This is a genomic window from Nostoc sp. (genome assembly GCF_036917375.1).
GTDB lineage: Bacteria > Cyanobacteriota > Cyanobacteriia > Cyanobacteriales > Nostocaceae > Nostoc.
Map to the genome: position 1 here is coordinate 48,123 of NZ_JBALDN010000085.1, position 18,216 is coordinate 66,338.

At 39.0% G+C, this 18,216-nt stretch carries 12 protein-coding genes; 7 read left to right on the top strand and 5 right to left on the bottom strand.

The window, feature by feature from the left end; genetic code table 11:
- Positions 1–433: 433 nt before the first annotated feature.
- From V7K45_RS22065 to V7K45_RS22075, 3 genes are all read left to right on the top strand, one after another.
- The gene (locus tag V7K45_RS22065) at positions 434–3,772 is read left to right on the top strand and encodes a PAS domain S-box protein (RefSeq protein WP_335007129.1); all 3,339 of its coding nucleotides are present in this window, start codon (positions 434–436) and stop codon (positions 3,770–3,772) included.
- Between the two features lie 160 nt (positions 3,773–3,932).
- Entirely contained in the window at positions 3,933–4,667 is a 735-nt protein-coding gene (locus V7K45_RS22070; RefSeq protein ID WP_335007130.1) for a response regulator transcription factor, read from the top strand.
- 256 nt (positions 4,668–4,923) lie between these two features.
- A complete protein-coding gene (locus V7K45_RS22075; protein ID WP_335007131.1) occupies positions 4,924–6,015 on the top strand; it encodes a hybrid sensor histidine kinase/response regulator in 1,092 nt (363 codons plus the stop codon).
- A gap of 67 nt (positions 6,016–6,082) precedes the next feature.
- On the opposite strand, the gene V7K45_RS22080 is transcribed toward V7K45_RS22075, so the two are convergent.
- The 4 genes from V7K45_RS22080 to V7K45_RS22095 form a co-directional block, all read right to left on the bottom strand.
- Positions 6,083–7,399, bottom strand: coding sequence for a dihydroorotase (locus V7K45_RS22080; protein ID WP_335007132.1), 1,317 nt, complete (start codon positions 7,397–7,399; stop codon positions 6,083–6,085).
- 262 nt (positions 7,400–7,661) lie between these two features.
- Positions 7,662–9,014: a histidine phosphatase family protein gene (locus tag V7K45_RS22085; RefSeq protein ID WP_335007133.1), complete on the bottom strand. Its 1,353-nt coding sequence runs from the start codon at positions 9,012–9,014 to the stop codon at positions 7,662–7,664.
- A 538-nt stretch (positions 9,015–9,552) separates the two neighbouring features.
- Positions 9,553–9,906 (bottom strand): hypothetical protein, encoded by a 354-nt coding sequence (locus tag V7K45_RS22090; RefSeq protein ID WP_335007134.1) that lies wholly within the window; start codon positions 9,904–9,906, stop codon positions 9,553–9,555.
- Positions 9,907–10,057: 151 nt separating this feature from the next.
- On the bottom strand, positions 10,058–10,213 hold the full coding sequence (locus V7K45_RS22095) for a hypothetical protein (protein WP_335007135.1): 156 nt from the start codon (positions 10,211–10,213) through the stop codon (positions 10,058–10,060).
- A 271-nt stretch (positions 10,214–10,484) separates the two neighbouring features.
- Here V7K45_RS22095 and V7K45_RS22100 point away from each other — a divergent pair, with 271 nt between their 5' ends.
- The 3 genes from V7K45_RS22100 (at position 10,485) to V7K45_RS22110 (ending at position 12,625) form a co-directional block, all read left to right on the top strand.
- Positions 10,485–10,880, top strand: coding sequence for a hypothetical protein (locus V7K45_RS22100; protein WP_335007136.1), 396 nt, complete (start codon positions 10,485–10,487; stop codon positions 10,878–10,880).
- Between the two features lie 677 nt (positions 10,881–11,557).
- Positions 11,558–11,899 (top strand): NINE protein, encoded by a 342-nt coding sequence (locus V7K45_RS22105; protein WP_335007137.1) that lies wholly within the window; start codon positions 11,558–11,560, stop codon positions 11,897–11,899.
- Positions 11,900–11,920: 21 nt separating this feature from the next.
- A complete protein-coding gene (locus V7K45_RS22110) occupies positions 11,921–12,625 on the top strand; it encodes a helix-hairpin-helix domain-containing protein (RefSeq protein ID WP_335007138.1) in 705 nt (234 codons plus the stop codon).
- Here V7K45_RS22110 and V7K45_RS22115 read toward each other — a convergent pair.
- Positions 12,622–15,267 (bottom strand): sensor histidine kinase, encoded by a 2,646-nt coding sequence (locus V7K45_RS22115; protein ID WP_335007139.1) that lies wholly within the window; start codon positions 15,265–15,267, stop codon positions 12,622–12,624. The two genes, V7K45_RS22110 and V7K45_RS22115, sit on opposite strands and share 4 nt — an antisense overlap.
- A 492-nt stretch (positions 15,268–15,759) precedes the next feature.
- Between V7K45_RS22115 and V7K45_RS22120 the strand changes: the two genes are divergently transcribed.
- Complete coding sequence (locus tag V7K45_RS22120; RefSeq protein WP_335007140.1) at positions 15,760–18,012, top strand: glycoside hydrolase family 65 protein; 2,253 nt, start codon at positions 15,760–15,762, stop codon at positions 18,010–18,012.
- The last annotated feature ends 204 nt before the right edge of the window (positions 18,013–18,216 follow it).

Genomic DNA, 18,216 nt, shown 5'->3' on the forward strand with positions numbered 1-18,216 from the left:
ATGTATTGTCTTCAGTTAGTTCGATAATTTCATCTTCAGATGCTAATCCTACATCAATTCCCTGGGTTGAGAATAAGTTTGACTGTCAATCCAGTAGTAGAACCTGGCGCGATAACAAGTGTTGGGATTATGAACATAATCCTATGTTTTAAACCTTAGTTCTAATTACTTGAATTACAGTTAAGCTGCATCTACCTTAAAAACCGTTATTTTTTTCCATCAAGTAACAACTCAGAACTCAAACTATGAGAAAATAATATACTCTCCTAAAAAAATAGATTTGAGAATAAATATGAATTGTTAAAAATAATATAAAAATTTTAGAAAAAGAAAAATTAATCATAGAAAACACTGATGCTTTTTTATTAATTATAAGCAAAAATATTATTTACCTCTTTTTTAAAGATAATTCTATTCCAGGCATCTATACATAATGTTCATTAACTCTCTCATCTCTGATAATTTACAACAGACTATCATTCGTCATCCGCTTGTTGTTAGCTCTGAAATTATGCTTCCAGATGTGATTGCACTAATCAATGAAGCATCAGGTAATCATGATAGCTTGCCAATCAAAGATAGCAATTATTTGCTTAACTCAAGTAAAGATATAGCTAGCAACACATCTCAAGCCACCAGTTGTGTTTTAGTTATGGAAAACTCGCAGTTGGTGGGGATAATTACGCAACGAGATTTAATTAAGCTGACAGCACAAGGTCAAAATATAGAGGGTATCAGTGTTGCCCAAGTAATGACCAGAGAGTTAATAACATTGAAGTTAAAAGATTTCAAAGATGTTTTTACTGCCTTACATTTGCTGAGAAAAAATCGGATTTGCCATCTGCCTATTATTGGAGATCGAGAAGAGTTAATTGGATTAGTTACTCCCACTAGTCTGCTGGCAGTTTCTATTCTACAAGCTGAACTTTACAATCATACACGAGTTAAACTTGTAGAACGCCAGAAAATTGAGGCAGAACTGCGATTGGAGCGTAATTTTGTTTCTACCGTTTTGAATCTAGCAGACGCTCTAGTTATAGTACTAGATTGCCAGGGAAAAATTGTTCGCTTTAATCATACTTGCGAACAAGCTACAGGTTACGCATTTGATGAAGTTAAAGGAAGATTTGTTTGGGATGTGCTACTGTTACCTGAAACAACAAAATGTATCAAAGATATTTTTCAAAATTTAGCCGACAGAGAATTTCCTCAACGTTACGAAACTTCTTTAGTTACTAAAGATAGCGATCGCCGCTTAATTTCTTGGTCAAATAAGGTCTTACTTAACCCTGGTAATCAAGTTGATTATATCGTTTGTACAGGCATTGACATTACTGAAAGCCGAAAAGCCCAAGAGGAACTCCAACAGACTCGCAACTTTTTACAGTCGATGATTAATAATCTGCCTGTAGCAGTCTTTGTTAAAGATGCCAAACCAGAAAGTTTTGGGACAGTCAAGCTCTGGAATCATACCTGCGAAAATATTTTTGGTATTACAGCAGAGCAGGCTATTGGCAAAACAGATTACGAATTCTTCCCGAAAGAACAAGCAGACTTTTTCTGTCAAAAAGACCTAGAAAGTTTTGCTAGCGGCGTACCTCAAGATATTTCTGAAGAATCTATTGACAGTCCTAGTTTTGGCAGAAGAATTTTACACATGACTAAAATTCCTTTGTATGACAAAAATCAACAACCCGAATACCTGTTGTGTATTTCCGAGGACATTACAGAATATAAACGAGCAGAAAAAAATCTACAACAAGCAAAAGAGCAATTACAAACGGTTTTAGATGCAGTACCCGGGTTTGTTTCTTGGGTAAATGATGATGGATATTATTTAGGGGTTAATCGCCATTTAGCTGAAAGTTTTAACTTGACTCCCGATGCTTTTGTTGGTCAAGAATTGGGCTTTCTGGAAAACAGCCCGCAATTTACAGAATTTATGCATGAATTTTTAGATAGGCAAGATGTAGCAGATTCTAAGGTTATTGATGTCCAAATTAATGGTAAAACACGCAATTATTTGCTCGTAGCTCAAAAATATCAACAAAACACAGCCGCCGTTGCCATCGGAATCGATATTACAAAACGCAAACAAGCTGAAATAGCCTTACAAAGTTTGATAGAAAGTACAGCTTCTACAACTGGACGTGACTTTTTTCCAGCATTAGTTGAGCATATTTCTTCGACTTTAGATGTCCGTAACACCTTAGTAAGTGAGTTAATTGATGAGCAAGCTCACACTTTAGGATTTTGGTCTGATGGGCAGTTACAACCTAATATTTGTTATGACCCAAAATCAACTATATGTGAAATTTTGCTCAAGCAAGGATTTTATCACTGTAGTTCGAGAATTCAGCAACTCTTTCCTAATGCTAAAAGATTAGCTACTATGGAAGCTGAAAGTTCTATGGGAGTTATTTTGAGTGATGATTTTGGTCAACCAATTGGCTCATTATGCATAGTAGATGACAAACCCATACCTGACCAACATAAATTTGAAGGAATTCTCAAAGTATTTGCAGCTAGAGCATCTGCTGAACTGCAAAGACAACGAGCGCAAGAAGCTCTACAAAAACTCAATCAAGATTTAGAAGTCAGGGTTAAGCAACGCACTTTAGACTTACAACAAAGTGAGGCAGAACTTAGAGCTATTTTTAATCAAGCAGCAGTGGGAATTCAGCTAGAAACTTTAGATGGGCATTTTGTTAAAGCTAATCAAAAGTTGTGTGAAATTTTAGGCTATAGCCAAGAAGAAATACTAAAGAAAAACTTTAGAGATATTACACATCCAGAGGATATACAAATCCATCTAAATAAGTTGCAACAATTAATAACAGGAAAAATAGAAACATTTTCCATCGAGAAGCGTTATTTACATAAAAATGCTAATGTAATTTGGATAAATCTAACGGTTTCTTTAATTCGAGATCCGCTTGGTAATCCTATTTATGCAATCGGTGTAGTTAAAGATATACGCGAGCGCAAACAAGCTGAAGAAAATATTTGTAAAGCTTTAGTAAAAGAAAAAGAACTCAGTGAGTTGAAATCTCGTTTCATTTCTATGACCTCCCACGAGTTTCGAACTCCTTTAGCTGTGATTGCTTCCTCCGCTGGAATCTTAAAAAGCTTTAGCCATAAACTAGATGAACAACAAAAGCATAAACATCTCCAGTGCATTGAGACTTATGTGCAACACACTACTCAACTATTAGATGATATTTTGCTAATTAATAAGGCCGAAGCTGGAAAATTGGCATTTGAACCAACTTGTATTAATTTAATTAATTTCTGTCGTTCTTTGGTAGAGGAAATTCAACTCAGTTCTCCCAAACATACCCTCACTTTTTCTCCTCAGTATTTAGGTAATTCATCAACAGACGACCCCTTTATGGCTTGTATAGACAAGAAGCTTTTGCGACAAATATTGAGCAATTTGCTTTCAAACGCTGTCAAATACTCGCCAGATAGTAGCAATGTTCAAATTGATTTATTAGTTCAAGATGAAAGCGCAGTTTTTCTAATTCAAGATGAGGGAATTGGTATTTTACCAGAGGATCAACAGAACTTATTTGAACCATTCTACCGAGCGAGTAATGTTGGTAATACGCCAGGAACTGGATTAGGTTTGGCAATAGTCAACAACTGTATAGACCTTCATAGAGGAAGAATTACTCTCACTAGCCAGGTCGGAGTGGGTACGACTTTTAGGGTAGAACTGCCACTGATTATAAGTGATTTCCTCAATGAAAAATATCTAATGTGTTATTAGTAAATAATTTTAGGGAACAATAAAGTGTAGGAGATTGTTTGGAATATAATGTAAATTTCAAGTTCTAAGCTGGATAACCAGTTCTAAAAACTGTATTTACTGCGTCTGTAAATATCACAAAAATGCCTCGTAAAAATTACTATTGCAAGGGAACAAACCAATGAACAAAAAAATATTAATAATTGAAGATGAAGTCCAAATCTGTTCAAATATTCAACAGATTTTAAGTTTCTCCGATTTTAATACTATTACTGCAAATAATGGTTTAGAAGGATTACGACTTGCTAAAACAGAACAACCAGACCTTATATGTTGTGATGTTATGATGCCTGAACTTGACGGTTATGGTGTGCTGACGGCCTTACGCCAAGATCCAGTAACTGAATCTATCCCAGTAATTTTTCTGACTGCAAAAGTAGATCGTGGTGATTTACGCCAAGGTATGGAATTAGGAGCCGATGATTATCTTACAAAACCTTTCTCTATGGACGAACTTTTGAAGGCAATTCAGGTCAGATTAGATCGGGTAGAAAAACCAGCTTTAATCAAACAACAATACGAACAAGAACATCAAGAAAATACCAAGTTGAAGCAGGAGATAGAGATAAATTCACAAAAACTGCAAGAGAGCCAACACCTAGCAGAAATATGTAACGAGGTTTTACAAAAACTTTTACAAGATTTAAGCAATCCACTTTCAAATATCAATATGGCAATCTATATGCTGAAGAAAGCTCAATCAGATGTTGAGCGCGATCGCTATTTGAGTATCCTACAACAAGAGTATGCTAGAGAAATGATGTTATTGAATGAAATGAAGAATTTACAAGCATTATTAACCCCAGAAAATGCCAAAATTTTGCAAAATTTTAATTTGCTTAACCATAGCAAATAGTATATCTGCGCAACAAATATATTGAAATAGTTCAGCGTTTTTACTTAGGTCATGAATATGATTATACAGTATTATTGACAATTAATTTTTCTTGTTTAGCAAGATAAGCTTTCTGTGGATATAGCGTTTCCTAAGCAATTGAAGTATACCCAAACCTTGTTTACCAAGGTTAGTAGCTCTGGAAACGTATCTCACTAGGTCGGAAATTGATAGACCAATAACATAAAATTGATATTTTTATCTTTACTAATCATAGATGAACACAATTTTAATTATAGAAGACGAACCCCAAGTAAGGGGAAACATTCAGGAAATTTTACAACTTTCTGACTTTGAAACTTTGATAGCTGCAAACGGTAAGATTGGATTAGAAATTGCTCAAGCAGAATTACCAGATTTAATTATCTGTGACATTATGATGCCTGAACTAGACGGTTATAGCGTGCTGTCTGCTTTACGTCAAAATGAAGCAACTATCAATATTCCTTTAATATTTGTTACTGCTAAGGCAGAGCGCTCAGATTTTCGTCAGGGAATGGATTTTGGAGCTGATGATTATTTGACTAAACCATTTACTCCTGAAGAATTACTCAATGCGATCGCTTCTCGTCTTGATAAACACGCTTTGGTTGAGCGCCAAACTCAAGCAAAGCTAGACGAACTTAGAATGAATATTGCTCACTCATTACCTCACGAACTAAATACGCCTTTAAATGGTATTCTCGGTATGTCACAGTTGTTAATACAAAATTGTGAGTTCATGCCTGACTCTGAAGAAGTTGAAATTGCTGAATTAATTTACAAATCCGCCAATCGCTTGAATGCACTAGTTCAAAGGTTTTTATTATATAGTAATCTGGAATTAATAACTAAAAGTCTCGAAAAAACTCGTCAATTAAAAGAAAAAAAAGATAGATGTTTGGCTAAGAAGATTATTAGTGAAATCGCTCTTAAAAAAGCTACAGAAAACTGTAGACCAAAAGATTTAAAGTTAGATATCCAAGAATCTACAGTACAACTATCAGAAGAAAACTTGAGTATTCTGATTGAAGAATTACTGGATAATTCTTTCAAATTTTCTTTGCCAAGCAGCGAAATTCAAGTTATGAGTAAGATAGAAGCTAGCAAATTTAATTTATATATAATTGACAATGGCAAAGGGATGACAATTGAAGAGATTAATAACATTGGAGCTTTTGTACAATTTAATCGAAAGTTATGGGAGCAACAAGGCTCTGGCTTAGGACTGGCTATTATTCAGCATATAGTTAAATTATATGGTGGTGAATTTACAATCGATAGCATTTTTGAGAAAGGAACTATTGTAAGTGTTAGTTTGCCTTGCTAGAGTGTACTTGCCAATATAACCACAATAAAATAGCCAAGTTATATTCAGTAGTTTTAAGTGCGCTTTTTTAACACCAGGTTTGCACAACATGACCCTTCAACTGTTGTCCTAACCAAGGTGTATTTTGTGAAAGTGTATAAAGACTTTTCCGTTCGACTTTCCAAGTTTGCTGGGGATCGAATAAAGTAAGTTCCGCTGGTTGATGAGGTACGATCGCACTTATTTTTTCTCCCAAACACTCTGCTGGATTGGTACTCAATGCCCGCCATAATTCTAAAGCTGTAAATTCCTCAGTTTCAACGAGATATTGCCATAAAAGAGGTAGTGCTAATTCTAAACCAATTGCTCCTGGAGGCGCTTCGGCAAAGGCTTGGACTTTTTCTTCGTAGCTGTAGGGTGTGTGATCGATAGCGATCGCATCGATTACACCCACACGTACCCCTGTACGTAACGCCGCCATATCACTGGCATTACCTAAAGGCGGATCTAAATGCAAGCTGCTGTGATAACTCTTAACTGCTTTTGTATCAAGTAAAAGGTGCATCCAGGTGGTGCTGGCGGTGATGGGTAAGCCAGCCGCTTTCGCTGAAGCAATTAATTCCACACTGCGAGCTGTGGAGACACGCATGATATGGACTGGTGTGCCGATGGTTGCAACCAATTCAAGCATCGCTGCGATCGCAGTTGTTTCAGCGCTGACGGGTATTGGGGGTAAACCAAAACGGAAAGCATTTGTCCCTTCTCTCATGACACCATTGGCTGTTAACTGGCGATCGCTAGGCCAAAATGCTACTGGTTTACCCAATGGCTGGAGATACTCTAACACTCCCCGCACCAGCGCCAAATTTTCTAAAGGTTTACCATCAGTAAAACCAACAACTCCAGCAGACGCTAAATCTGCCAATTCCGTCATCTGTTTCCCAGCAATATCTACAGTGATCGCACCCCAGATATGAAGCAGAGGGAGAGGAGAAGACAAGGGAGAAAAATTGCCCCCTTGTCCCCCTTGTCCCCCTTGTCCCCCTTGTCCCCTTGTCCCCCCTCTCCTTTTCTGCAACTGTGCCACAAGCGCAGGGTTATCAATAACTGGGGATGTATCGGGTAAAATGCTAACTCTAGTAAAGCCGCCAGCAGCAGCAGCTTGTAAGAAAGACGAGAGGGTTTCCCGTTCTTCAAAGCCAGGTTCACCAGAGTGGCTGTACAAATCAACTAATCCAGGGCCGAGAACTAATCCCTGACAATCTCTGATTTGAGTATCGGAACTGATGTCAGAAATGTGCGAAGCCACTTCTTGGATATAACCATCAGCAATCAACACATCAAAGAGTTCGTCGATTTCAGAAACAGGGTCAATCACTCGTACTTTTTGCAGCAGTTCAGTCATAAAAGTTTTTAGTTATGAGTTAGGAGTTAAGTAGGTAGGCATAATTAAACATAAAGTAAAATCCTAGTTCGTAGTGAGCGATTCATCGCTCAAAGCAAGGATTATTAGGACTAAAGTCCTTACTACAAACTTTAATTTATTTACGTCTAGCTACTTATTGAGTTATTTGTTCTTCAGTCATTGCTTCTAACTTTATTCCTCACTCCTCACTCCTAACTCCTCCTAACTTCTCACTCCTCACTCCTAACTCCTCACTCAGCACTCATAACGCTCCCGCTGCTGTTTTATCTAGTACACCTCCACCAAAGTGATAAGTGATGTTCATCGCTTGCAGTACTGGTAAACCATCGATGCCAGCAGGGTAGTCGATAACACTGACTGCACCATTACCCTGACGAAAACTCCAGAAGTTCTCTAGCGATAAACCCAGAACGTGACAAAGCAAGGTTTTGTTAGTAGCGTCATGAGCTACTACTAATACAGTTTTTAATTGATTATTTGATGCTGTTTGCAGAATTGATTGCCAAGCTGCAACGCTGCGCTCCCACACCTGTTGCAAATTCTCCCCTTCAGGCATTTGCACTTGCGTTGGTATCAGCCGCCATCGCTGCAACTCTCCCGGAAACTCTTGCTCTATCTCTGTTTCTAATTTTCCTTCCCAGAGACCATGACTGATTTCTCTTAAACCATCTTGCAATTCTAACTTTACATTCGGATGCCGTTTTAAGATAATCTCTGCTGTTTCTTTAGGGCGCAGCATGGTGCTACTGTAAGCATTATCAATCTCTACGTCTTGAAGAAATTCGCTTGCTTTTTGTGACTGTTGTCTACCGTTATCGTTGAGGGGGACATCAATTTGTCCTTGAAACCTGGTTTGGCGATTCCAGTCGGTTTCACCGTGACGCACTAGTAACAATCGTACTCCTTGATGATCCGGTCGCAATGAGGGTAGAGTTTCTCCGGTGTGTTGCGTCTGATTTAAGGATTCTAGCTGGACTGGTTCGCCCAACCCTCCAGCAAAATTTAATACGGTGATACCACAGTTAGATTGCTGTATTGAGTGGTAGCGACTGGGAGGGATTCCTAACGCTGTGCTAATCAAAGCGCGATTGATTCCGTTATGTCCCACGATGAGAATGGTTTCGCCTTGATGTTGAGACAAAATTTCTTGCCAAAACTGCCGTGCTTGTTCGTATAAAGCCAGAACGGGAAAATGTTCTCTTGTTCCTTCTGCATCATTAAGCAGCATCCGCAGTTCGTCGGGGTGTTGATGCCAAGTGCGGTAATCTTCAGCAAATTTTTGCTTGACTTCAGCAGTCAGCAATGCTTCCCATAAAGGTAGGTCGATTTCTAGCAGCAAATCAGAAACTTGAACTACAGCAGATTGTTTAGCATGAGTAGCTAACTCACTATGGATAATATCTGCTGTGTGTTTGGCTCGTTGTAAGGGACTGCTGTAAATCGTATTGAATAAGATATTGCTGAGGGCTTTGCCTACTTTAATGGCATCGTTACGACCTTTTTCGGTTAATGTTGACGCATCAGTGCGTCCTTGGATACGCCGCTCGGTGTTATAACCGCTTTGACCGTGGCGCACAATGATGACACGAGTCATCTCAAAGCCCTCCTCTTATCTTGACGATTAATTTTACTGCAAAACGATTGCATAATTATCGACTCAGGAAGGCGGATTGAGTCAGGTGTAAAACTTTATTCTGCTAGAGGAGTCAGTACGAGCGGCTAAAACTGCCGTTGTCTGAACGATATTTTCTAATAAAGCTGTTTTGATTTCAGTAAAAATGGTAAGAGTGTAAATGATGTGGGAATAATTTTGGAATTGTACTTAGTAGAATAGACCTCTTGGCATTTGTGCTTTTTGCAAGAGGGGAAAAAGGGTAGAGGTTAAAAGGGAAAGGGACAATACAGAACCTTTTCCCCTTGCCCTTTCCCCTTTTCCCGACTTATGCAAGAAGTCTAGTGTCTAACCTAGTAATGAAAAGTTTGTAGTAAGCACTTTAGTGCTTAAAAAATTCCAGACTAAAGTCCTTACTACGAACTTGTTTACCTTACTAATTTAAACTTAACAGACTATTAGCAAGAATTTTGGCCAACGCATAATTAATGAAAATTACAGCGTCAGCCTTTATCCCTGATTATTTTCTCCCTATATCTAACTGTACTTGCAATCCATCATTGTCACTGCCTGACTGAGCCGGTGTTAAAAAAACTGAAGTGTCTGGCTGTGATAATGATTCATGAAAGCGGATTTTGGCTGGAGTTTTATTTTCTCTTCTATTATTGTTGGAAAGACTTGCTGGATTAGCTTGCTCAAAAAAACTTCTAAAGTCATCTTGGGCTGTTTTCCGATCGATTCCAAGTAGATAATCACCACTTAATCGATATTGTCCGGGATTTGAGTTTGATGCTGGTGATTGAGCGTAGACTTGGCTTCCTAAGCTGACAAAGGCTGCCGTAATCCCCAAGAAAGCAATAATTTTGGCGTTCATTTGTTCGATCCAAATTATTTTTAATATTGCTCGTCTATTATTCTCTGGGAAAAAGATTTTGATTAACTCTATTGTTAGGTTCAACTATAATAATTTTATTGCGTATATACTTAGGGTGTCAATGATTTTTGCTATTTTAGGGATTAACAAGTTATAGCTTTGGCATCTCTTGAGAAATTAGATTATCTGGTTCAGTTTCTTGATGCTCGCAGTTAAGTTCGTTAAGATATGCCAGGATGAAATTAAGGGTGTTTAACAGTGGCACAAGAGCGATCGCTTGGCTGAAGCTGTGTTTAATTACCACCACTACAATTTTTGTTACAATCTGACAAATTTGTTACTAAAATAACGAGTTTAGTTACCATCACTACGATTTTTGTTACAAATAGCATAATTTTAGTTACAATTTTACAAATTTAGTTACTATCACTACGATTTTCGTTACAAATAGCATATATTTAGTTAATATTGCTGAGTAGATTGTTGTAATAAACACTAAATACTGTGGATTCTACCCAACCAAAATTAGGCTTTAGTAAGGCAAGCTAGCTCTAGAACACCATAAAAAGAACATAATTATGCCTCGTCAAAAGCGTACATATCGCGTTCTAGAAAAAGCTGAATTGAGAATCGCCGGACTTAAAGCAATCGATCCTAGCATGGATTTTGGGGATGCTCGCAACTTGCAAAATGTCGCACAAGTAATTCAGCAGTACCGCAGTAAGATAGATGCTTATAATACGACTCTGGCTGTAATTGACTCTTATAAAAGTGAGATGAAAGAGTTGGAAAAAACTTTGAGCGATCTGAGTGAAAAAATGCTTCTGGGAGTTGCTTTTAAGTACGGCAAAGATAGCTATGAATATCAGATGGCGGGTGGTGTTCGCAAAAGCGATCGCATCCGTAAAAGCAGAGCAACCCGATTGAAATCGACTTTAGAGGAAGCAGTTACTAAGGATGCTACGACTGTATAAAAGCGCCTCAGACTTAAGTCTGCACTATTGAAACAAAGCCTGTTTTTAGCAGCTTTTTAGGCACGAACAGGAATTATGCAAAGTAGAACAAGGACTGCTAATCCCTGTCATGCTTTAATTTTAGATTGTTCTGTTGTCTAAAACAGCAAATAAGGCTAAACTTAAGCGATTTTTTTCTGCTGTGCATTTTACTTTAGTCATCAGAAACTTTACGTAAGTCTATTGATGTAGCTATAAGCAAACTCGGTAAAATTCGTGAGGTTTAACAGATAGAAATTAACTAAGATTAGCTTTAAACAACAGCCAATATCTGTTAAACCAAGCAAATTTGTAATAAACGCTTAATTGTTAATAAGCAACTATTGCTTAATATAACTTGAGCTACTAATGATCGACTTGAATAACAAAAGACTAAAACTTAAACTTCATCAGTTGCGTTTAATTCCATATCTAGCAATTGGTTCTCTGATTTTTTATTTCAATTCCAACCTAGATTTAAACTACATAGTTAAAGGATATTTAGTCTTAATGGAATCTCAGCTAGGTATAATCCTTATTTATTTTTTGATGGCAAAATTCACTAATAAACCACATAAATAATCAAAGAAGGTCAAAAACTTTGGCTGTATTATATGCCAATTAGATATTTATTATAGTTAATTAAGGAAGTAAATGTTATGAAGACTAAATCTACAGCAATTATACTTTGCTTTTTTGGCGGCTGGCTGGGAATCCACAAATTCTATTTAGGAGAAAATGTAGCAGGTATTTTGTACTTATTGTTTTTTTGGACTTGTATTCCATCTTTAATAGCCTTTGTTGAATTCTTCGTCCTAGTTTTGATGTCAGATACCGAATTCAATACAAAATATAATCAAGTTATCGCAAGCACAGGTGGAGCAGTATCTGCAAAAGATGCAACTAGTGCGCTAGCTGATTTAAAAACTCTTTTTGATTCTGGGATAATTACCGCAGAAGAGTATGAAGAAAAGCGCCAAAAGCTTCTGAAATCTTTGTAAATTAAAACTATTAGTCGATTTATGATGTCACAATCTAAATCTTGGTTTCAACAAACTCCTGCTTGGGTGTGGTTATCATTAATTCCGACATTAGGGGGATTTGCTATTGTCTATGCAGGTTATAAATCCAAGACTAAAACTTGGCTTGTCATAGGAATTAGCATCTCTACTTTAGCTTTAGCTTTATCAGCCAATAGTTTAGCTTTTGCTGTCTGGATAGCCCAAATTGGCGTTGCATTTTATCTCAAGAAATCTTATTTGATCAAAACTTATCCGAAGAATTTACCAATTCCCGAAGAACAAGAGTTAGCCAACTTAGTTGCGAATACTCGTGAGAAAGTAGATATTAATGAATGCTCTAAACATGAACTAGTTAATTATTTAGGACTACCGATAGTTTATGCAAATAACATCGAATCATTGATGAATGAGGGATATGTTTTTACTCATATAGAAGAGTTAATCGAAATAGCCGGAATTCCCGAAAAGCAGGTGGCTCGAATTACACCACTAATTACTTTTAGCTACAACTACAAAAAAGAAGCTGATTGTTCTTGGAAACGATTAAATATATATTCAACTGATGAATTGATTACCTGTGGATTAGATGGAGCGATCGCAGAACAAATTGTTGCCGAAAGGCAGCAACGAGGTGAGTATAAATCATTGATTGATGTGAAGCAGCGCACTGGATTACCGTTTAATACTTATCGTCACATCGCTTAGACTCCCCACTCCTTGGCCTTTTTCCAAGGAAGCTTGACTGTAAATCGACTACCTTTGCCTAACTGACTTTCGGCGTGGACAGTTCCACCATGCAACTCGACAATTTTTTGCACCATTACTAATCCTAACCCAGTGCCCGGAGAACGATGATTAGAAGTATTTTCAACTTGCACAAATGGTTGAAATAATTTAAAAAGGTCATCGGAAAGCATCCCAATACCAGTATCTACCACACTGATAAAGATATATTCATTGGTGGAACTTGGCTGGACTTCAATCCAGACTTCACCTCCTTCTTTGGTAAACTTAATTGCATTACTCAACAAGTTGATAAATACTTGGCGAATGCGGCGTTCATCGACTTGGATGGGTTCGAGTTCTTCAGGTATTTGTGCCGTTAGTCGGATATTTTTCTGGAAGGCTAAATCTTTGACAAAACTCAAGCAGAAGTCACATATTTCCTGAATCGAAGTAGCAGCTAATTGTAGTTCTATCTTGCTGGATTCGGTGTCAGTAACGTCAAGGATTTGGTTAATTAATTCTAATAGGTTCTTACTGCTAGATTCGAGCATATCTAGTGATTGGCGCTGTTCTTCACTTACAGTCCCGTACACTTGCTCTTTGAGTGCCTCTGTGATTCCTATAATTGAGTTTAAAGGAGTCCTCAGATCGTGGTTAATGTTTCTCAAAAAGGTGCTTCTCGCACGATTTGCAACTTCGGCGATTTCTTTAGCCTCACGTAGAGCAGATTCTGCGCGTTTGCGATCGCCTACTTCTAAAGTTAGAGCGACAATTTCCGCGATTGCTCTAACGAAGTTTTGCTCGCTCAGTTCCCATTTCCGGGGAATATCAACTTGTTCAAATAATACTGTTCCCACCATTTTGCCTTCAACCCAAAGACTAGTATCAATTAGGGATACAATATTATTTGGTTCGAGCAATTTATCCGATAATTCTTGTACCCGTGGATCGGTGCGAGTGTCAGAGACGGCAATGGTACGAGAAGCCACCAGGGCTTTAAAGTAGATTAAATAATCTGCAACGTTGCGTTCTAAACCTGCCGAATGTTTCTGATTGCTACGTTCATAGAGATTTATGCATTGTAACTTGGTGCGTTCGCTATTGAATAACCACACACTGACTCGTTCTACTTCTAAGGCATTGGCTGCTTTTTCTGCGATCGCTTTAAATGCTGTTTCTAAATTTCCTTCAAAAATCGCTTTGTGATTTGCCAATTCTGTAAGTACTTGATGATGCTGTTCCTGTTTTTGCTCGCTGTTAATGCTTTCTTCAACCTCGTGCTGTAATTCTTGAGTTCGCTGTTTAACTTGCAGTTCTAAATCCTCATTTTTACTAATCAGTGCAGTAAAGGTTTTGCGTAAATCCTGCGCCACTTCATTCAAAGATCCACCCAGTACCTCTAGTTCTTGAATACCTTGTACTTTCACCACTGAGTTTTCGCTGTTGGTAAAATCAGTTAAATCTTTTGTCGCCCTGCTGAGGTGCAAAATTGGTTGAGTAATCCACCGAGCGGTGACAATTCCCAATATAATAGCTAGTCCCAACGCTCCTAAACAAAGAAAAATTGTAGTTTGAATGTTGCGATTAATTTGTCCCATAAAGTCTGCTTCTGGGACAGCCACTATTATCAACCAATTGACATTTGGTTCACCCTCGAAGGGTCTAACTTCTAAAAATTGCCGTTTGCCGTCCAAGGAAAAATCTAGTTGCTGTAAACCTTGAATTTGGTCAAAGTTACTTAATTTAGTTGCTAAGTATTTAGCGGTTGCTTGAGTCAAAGAATTGCCGCTTTGGGAAGCTGCTAATCTAATGGGTTTACCATTCTGTAAGCGGAATGGTTCTTCGTTGGTAGAACTTGCAACTAATAGCCCCGATGGCTCGATAATAAAAATTTGCCCAGACTTGCCAACTTTGATGTTTTGCAGCAAATCTCCAATTTGTGATAAGTGAGTGAGAGTGCTGTTGACTCCGAGTAGTTCGCCTTGGGAGTTATAAATGGGAAGAGAAGCACTAATTAAGAGTGTTGGTTCAGTGCGGGGTGTAAAAATCTGACTAAAGCTGAATTTTTTGGCGGTAACTGCTGTTTGATAATCAGGACGCGATCGCGCATCATAGTTTTTAATCACCTCTGGTAATTGAGTACGTTGACCTTGAGAGTCAATTATGTAGGTGTAGAGGTCGTACCCAGTTGACTTATCGGCTTTTCTGAGTAAAAATTGGCGATCGTTGAACTTCTCCACCGCTAAATATTCTTGCTCATTGCTTGCAGTTATTGCCAACGCATCTGGAAAAATCTTTAACTGCTCTATTAAGTATGACTCCCAGTTTGCCAGATTCTCTATTTTCAGCAATCTCATGTTAATGAGATTTTGATTGCTGCCTAGTATCTGACGCGGCGTTACCAAATAAGTCTGTAAATTCTGCTCGACTCGATTGGCAACTTCATGACGTAATTCACTAGCTACCTCATTGACTGCCTTTTGCCCGTTGTGGATTGATAAGTATGCAGTCAATCCCACAGCTAGCAATATTTGCAGTACAAACAACGCTACCAAAATGCGACTTAGAGCTACGCCTTTAAACAGAGAAAAAACATTACCTTGCCCAGTATTTTTGTTCATCTGCCCACTCCCCCTTCCTGTCCTGTAGTAATGAGTACAACACCTCTAGTTTGCTGTCCTGTGGGCTTATGCATAGTTTGTACTCGGTCAGGTCAAGTGCCAATATACCACTTCTGCTAAAAGAACAAAACGTTACTTAACTGCATCTGTAGATTTTACCAACCAAAATATGACTAAAGACACAATAAATTGCCCATCACAAAGACGCGATGAATCGCGTCTTGCGTTAATTGTAAATATGAAACAAATTGATGAAAACCTGAATCAATTCGTAGCTAGTTGAGATTTATGAGTTATAACTGGCATTTTTAAAGAAATCTAACTGTAGACAGATGAAATTTGAAACGCTACTGTTATCAGAAGCGTGTTTTTTAGCGTTGAGATTAGCTTTTAATCTAGACGCTAAAGAAAAGGAGTTAATCACTTCAATATTGCTCCTAATTTTACTGCATCCTGCCCACAGCAACCCCCAAGACATAGGTTTTATCACTCATGCTCAACGTATCCACTCACAATTCTCAACAAAATCAGCAATTAATTGACAATACTGACTGGAACGTTATTGAAACGGAGTTTAACCCGACGCAGTTACATCACAAAGAAACCGTCTTTACTCTTGGTAATGGGTTGTTAGGAGTGCGGGGTACGTTTGAGGAAGGATATCCACAGGATTTTCCAGCCGTACTCATCCACGGTGTTTATGATGATGTGACAATTACTCATACCGAATTGGTAAACTGTCCCAACTGGCTGCCATTGGTGGTAAAAGTAGCTGGGGAACGCTTTACTATGGACAGTGGTGAAATTCTCAACTACGAACGTCGGCTCGATCTACGCTTAGGTTTAGTTAGCCGTGATGTGCGCTGGCGTAGTCCTAATGGTCATACCTTAAATTTTCACTTCGAGCGTTTCACCAGTTTAGCAGACCAACACGTTTTGGCGATTCGCGCTCAAATTACATCCGTAGACTTTGAGGGTGAGATTACCGTCGAAGCTGGATTTGACAGCGAACCACATACCCAAGGCGTTAAACATTGGCGAACCTTAAACCAAGGTGGCATAAATCAGATTCTCTGGTTAAACAGTACAACTCTCCACTCAAATATTCAACTTGGGATGGCAGCTAAGTTAGTGGTAGATGGTGACGAGACTGCACCTGTGAGCGTCGAAAAAGCTTCTAGTTCTCCCATTTTGACAACTACCTTAGAGTTATATCCCGGAAAAACGGTAACTGTAGAAAAAATTGTCACCCTGTTTACTTCACGAGAGACAGAAATTCCCATTGCTGCCGCCTTACAAAGACTTGCTGAGGAACCGAGATATACTACCCTATTGGCAGCTCACATTACTGCATGGGAGCAAGTGTGGCAAGACAGTGACATTATAATAGAAGGCGATCGCTTGGCTCAATTGAGCGTCCGTTACAATCTCTTCCAATTACTAGCCGTAACACCGCGTCACGACAGCCGAGTAAGCATTCCTCCCAAAACTCTCTCCGGTTTTGCCTATAGCGGACATATTTTTTGGGATACAGAAATATTCATCCTGCCTTTCCTCACCTTAACTCAACCAGCTCTAGCGCGTAACTTGCTCACCTACCGTTACCACACCCTACCAGGAGCGAGACGCAAAGCTCAAGAAGCAGGTTATCAAGGAGCGATGTATGCTTGGGAAAGTGCGACTACTGGCGATGAAGTAACTCCGCGCTGGGTTCCAGCTCCCAATGGTGAATTAATCCGCATCTGGTGCGGTGACATTGAAGTGCATATCACCGCAGATATTGCTTATGCAATTTTGCACTACTGGCAGACTACCAACGATGATGACTGGATGCGCGATTATGGCGCGGAAATTATCCTTGATACGGCTGTGTTCTGGGAAAGTCGAGTGCAGTGGAACCAAGAGCGTCACAGCTATGACATCCTAGATGTAATTGGCCCCGATGAAAATCACGATCGCGTCGATAATAATGCCTTCACCAATCTCATGGTACAGTGGCATTTGCAGTCAGCTTTGGCGCTGTGGGATTGGCTCAAACAAGCTTATCCTGAAACATCAGCAGAACTGGTGCAAAAACTCAACTTAACCACAGAGCGTCTGCACCATTGGGCGGAAATTCAAGAGCGTCTATTTGTCAACGAAGATGCTCAAACAGGTTTAATTGAGCAATTTGAAGGCTTTTTCCAGCTAGAAGACGTTAACCTCGCTGATTACGAACCGCGCAGCAAATCTCTGCAAGGTTTGCTGGGAATTGAAGCCACCAGCCAAAAGCAGATTCTCAAACAGCCAGATGTGTTGATGCTGTTGTATTTACTGCGCGATCGCTACGACTATAACACCCTCGCCACCAACTGGGACTATTACACCCAACGCACCGACCACAGTTATGGTTCTTCATTAGGCCCAGCCATTAACGCCATCTTAGCTTGCGACCTCAATCAACCAACCGAAGCTTATACACACTTTCTGCGATCGGCCTTGGTAGACTTAGAGGATGTGAGACTGAACGCAGCCGAAGGAATTCACGCTGCCAGTGCTGGAGGAGTTTGGCAAGCAGTAGTTTTCGGGTTTGGCGGCATTCGGATGACTCAATTTGGCCCTGTTGCCTGTCCCAACCTACCACCCAACTGGACGCGTTTGAAGTTTCGCCTGCAATGGCGTAACGAGTGGTATGACTTTGACTTACAAGCCGAAACAGAAGTTAAAATTCCTGCCTTGGCAGATACACGCTCGAAAGTTGTCTAATAGACTTCTTGCGTGAATCAATGAGCTTTCACCCTAAATCCCTTTCCCAAGCTTGGGAGAGGGACTTTGAAATTGCTTCCCTTTTCCCAAATTGGGAGAAGGAGTTGGGGGATGAGGGCAATAAATACTGGTGTTGTAAAGTGAATTTTATCTGATGTATAGATGTATTAACATCTAAGTATTATTCCTTACAAAAAGTTTTTG

Excerpts from the sequence above, each read along its gene's own strand:
- V7K45_RS22065 (WP_335007129.1), top strand. The coding sequence starts at position 434 with ATGTTCATTAACTCTCTCATCTCTGATAATTTACAACAGACTATCATT.
- V7K45_RS22070 (WP_335007130.1), top strand. The coding sequence starts at position 3,933 with ATGAACAAAAAAATATTAATAATTGAAGATGAAGTCCAAATCTGTTCA.
- V7K45_RS22075 (WP_335007131.1), top strand. The coding sequence starts at position 4,924 with ATGAACACAATTTTAATTATAGAAGACGAACCCCAAGTAAGGGGAAAC.
- V7K45_RS22080 (WP_335007132.1), bottom strand. The coding sequence starts at position 7,399 with ATGACTGAACTGCTGCAAAAAGTACGAGTGATTGACCCTGTTTCTGAA.
- V7K45_RS22085 (WP_335007133.1), bottom strand. The coding sequence starts at position 9,014 with ATGACTCGTGTCATCATTGTGCGCCACGGTCAAAGCGGTTATAACACC.
- V7K45_RS22090 (WP_335007134.1), bottom strand. The coding sequence starts at position 9,906 with ATGAACGCCAAAATTATTGCTTTCTTGGGGATTACGGCAGCCTTTGTC.
- V7K45_RS22100 (WP_335007136.1), top strand. The coding sequence starts at position 10,485 with ATGCCTCGTCAAAAGCGTACATATCGCGTTCTAGAAAAAGCTGAATTG.
- V7K45_RS22105 (WP_335007137.1), top strand. The coding sequence starts at position 11,558 with ATGAAGACTAAATCTACAGCAATTATACTTTGCTTTTTTGGCGGCTGG.
- V7K45_RS22110 (WP_335007138.1), top strand. The coding sequence starts at position 11,921 with ATGATGTCACAATCTAAATCTTGGTTTCAACAAACTCCTGCTTGGGTG.
- V7K45_RS22115 (WP_335007139.1), bottom strand. The coding sequence starts at position 15,267 with ATGAACAAAAATACTGGGCAAGGTAATGTTTTTTCTCTGTTTAAAGGC.
- V7K45_RS22120 (WP_335007140.1), top strand. The coding sequence starts at position 15,760 with ATGCTCAACGTATCCACTCACAATTCTCAACAAAATCAGCAATTAATT.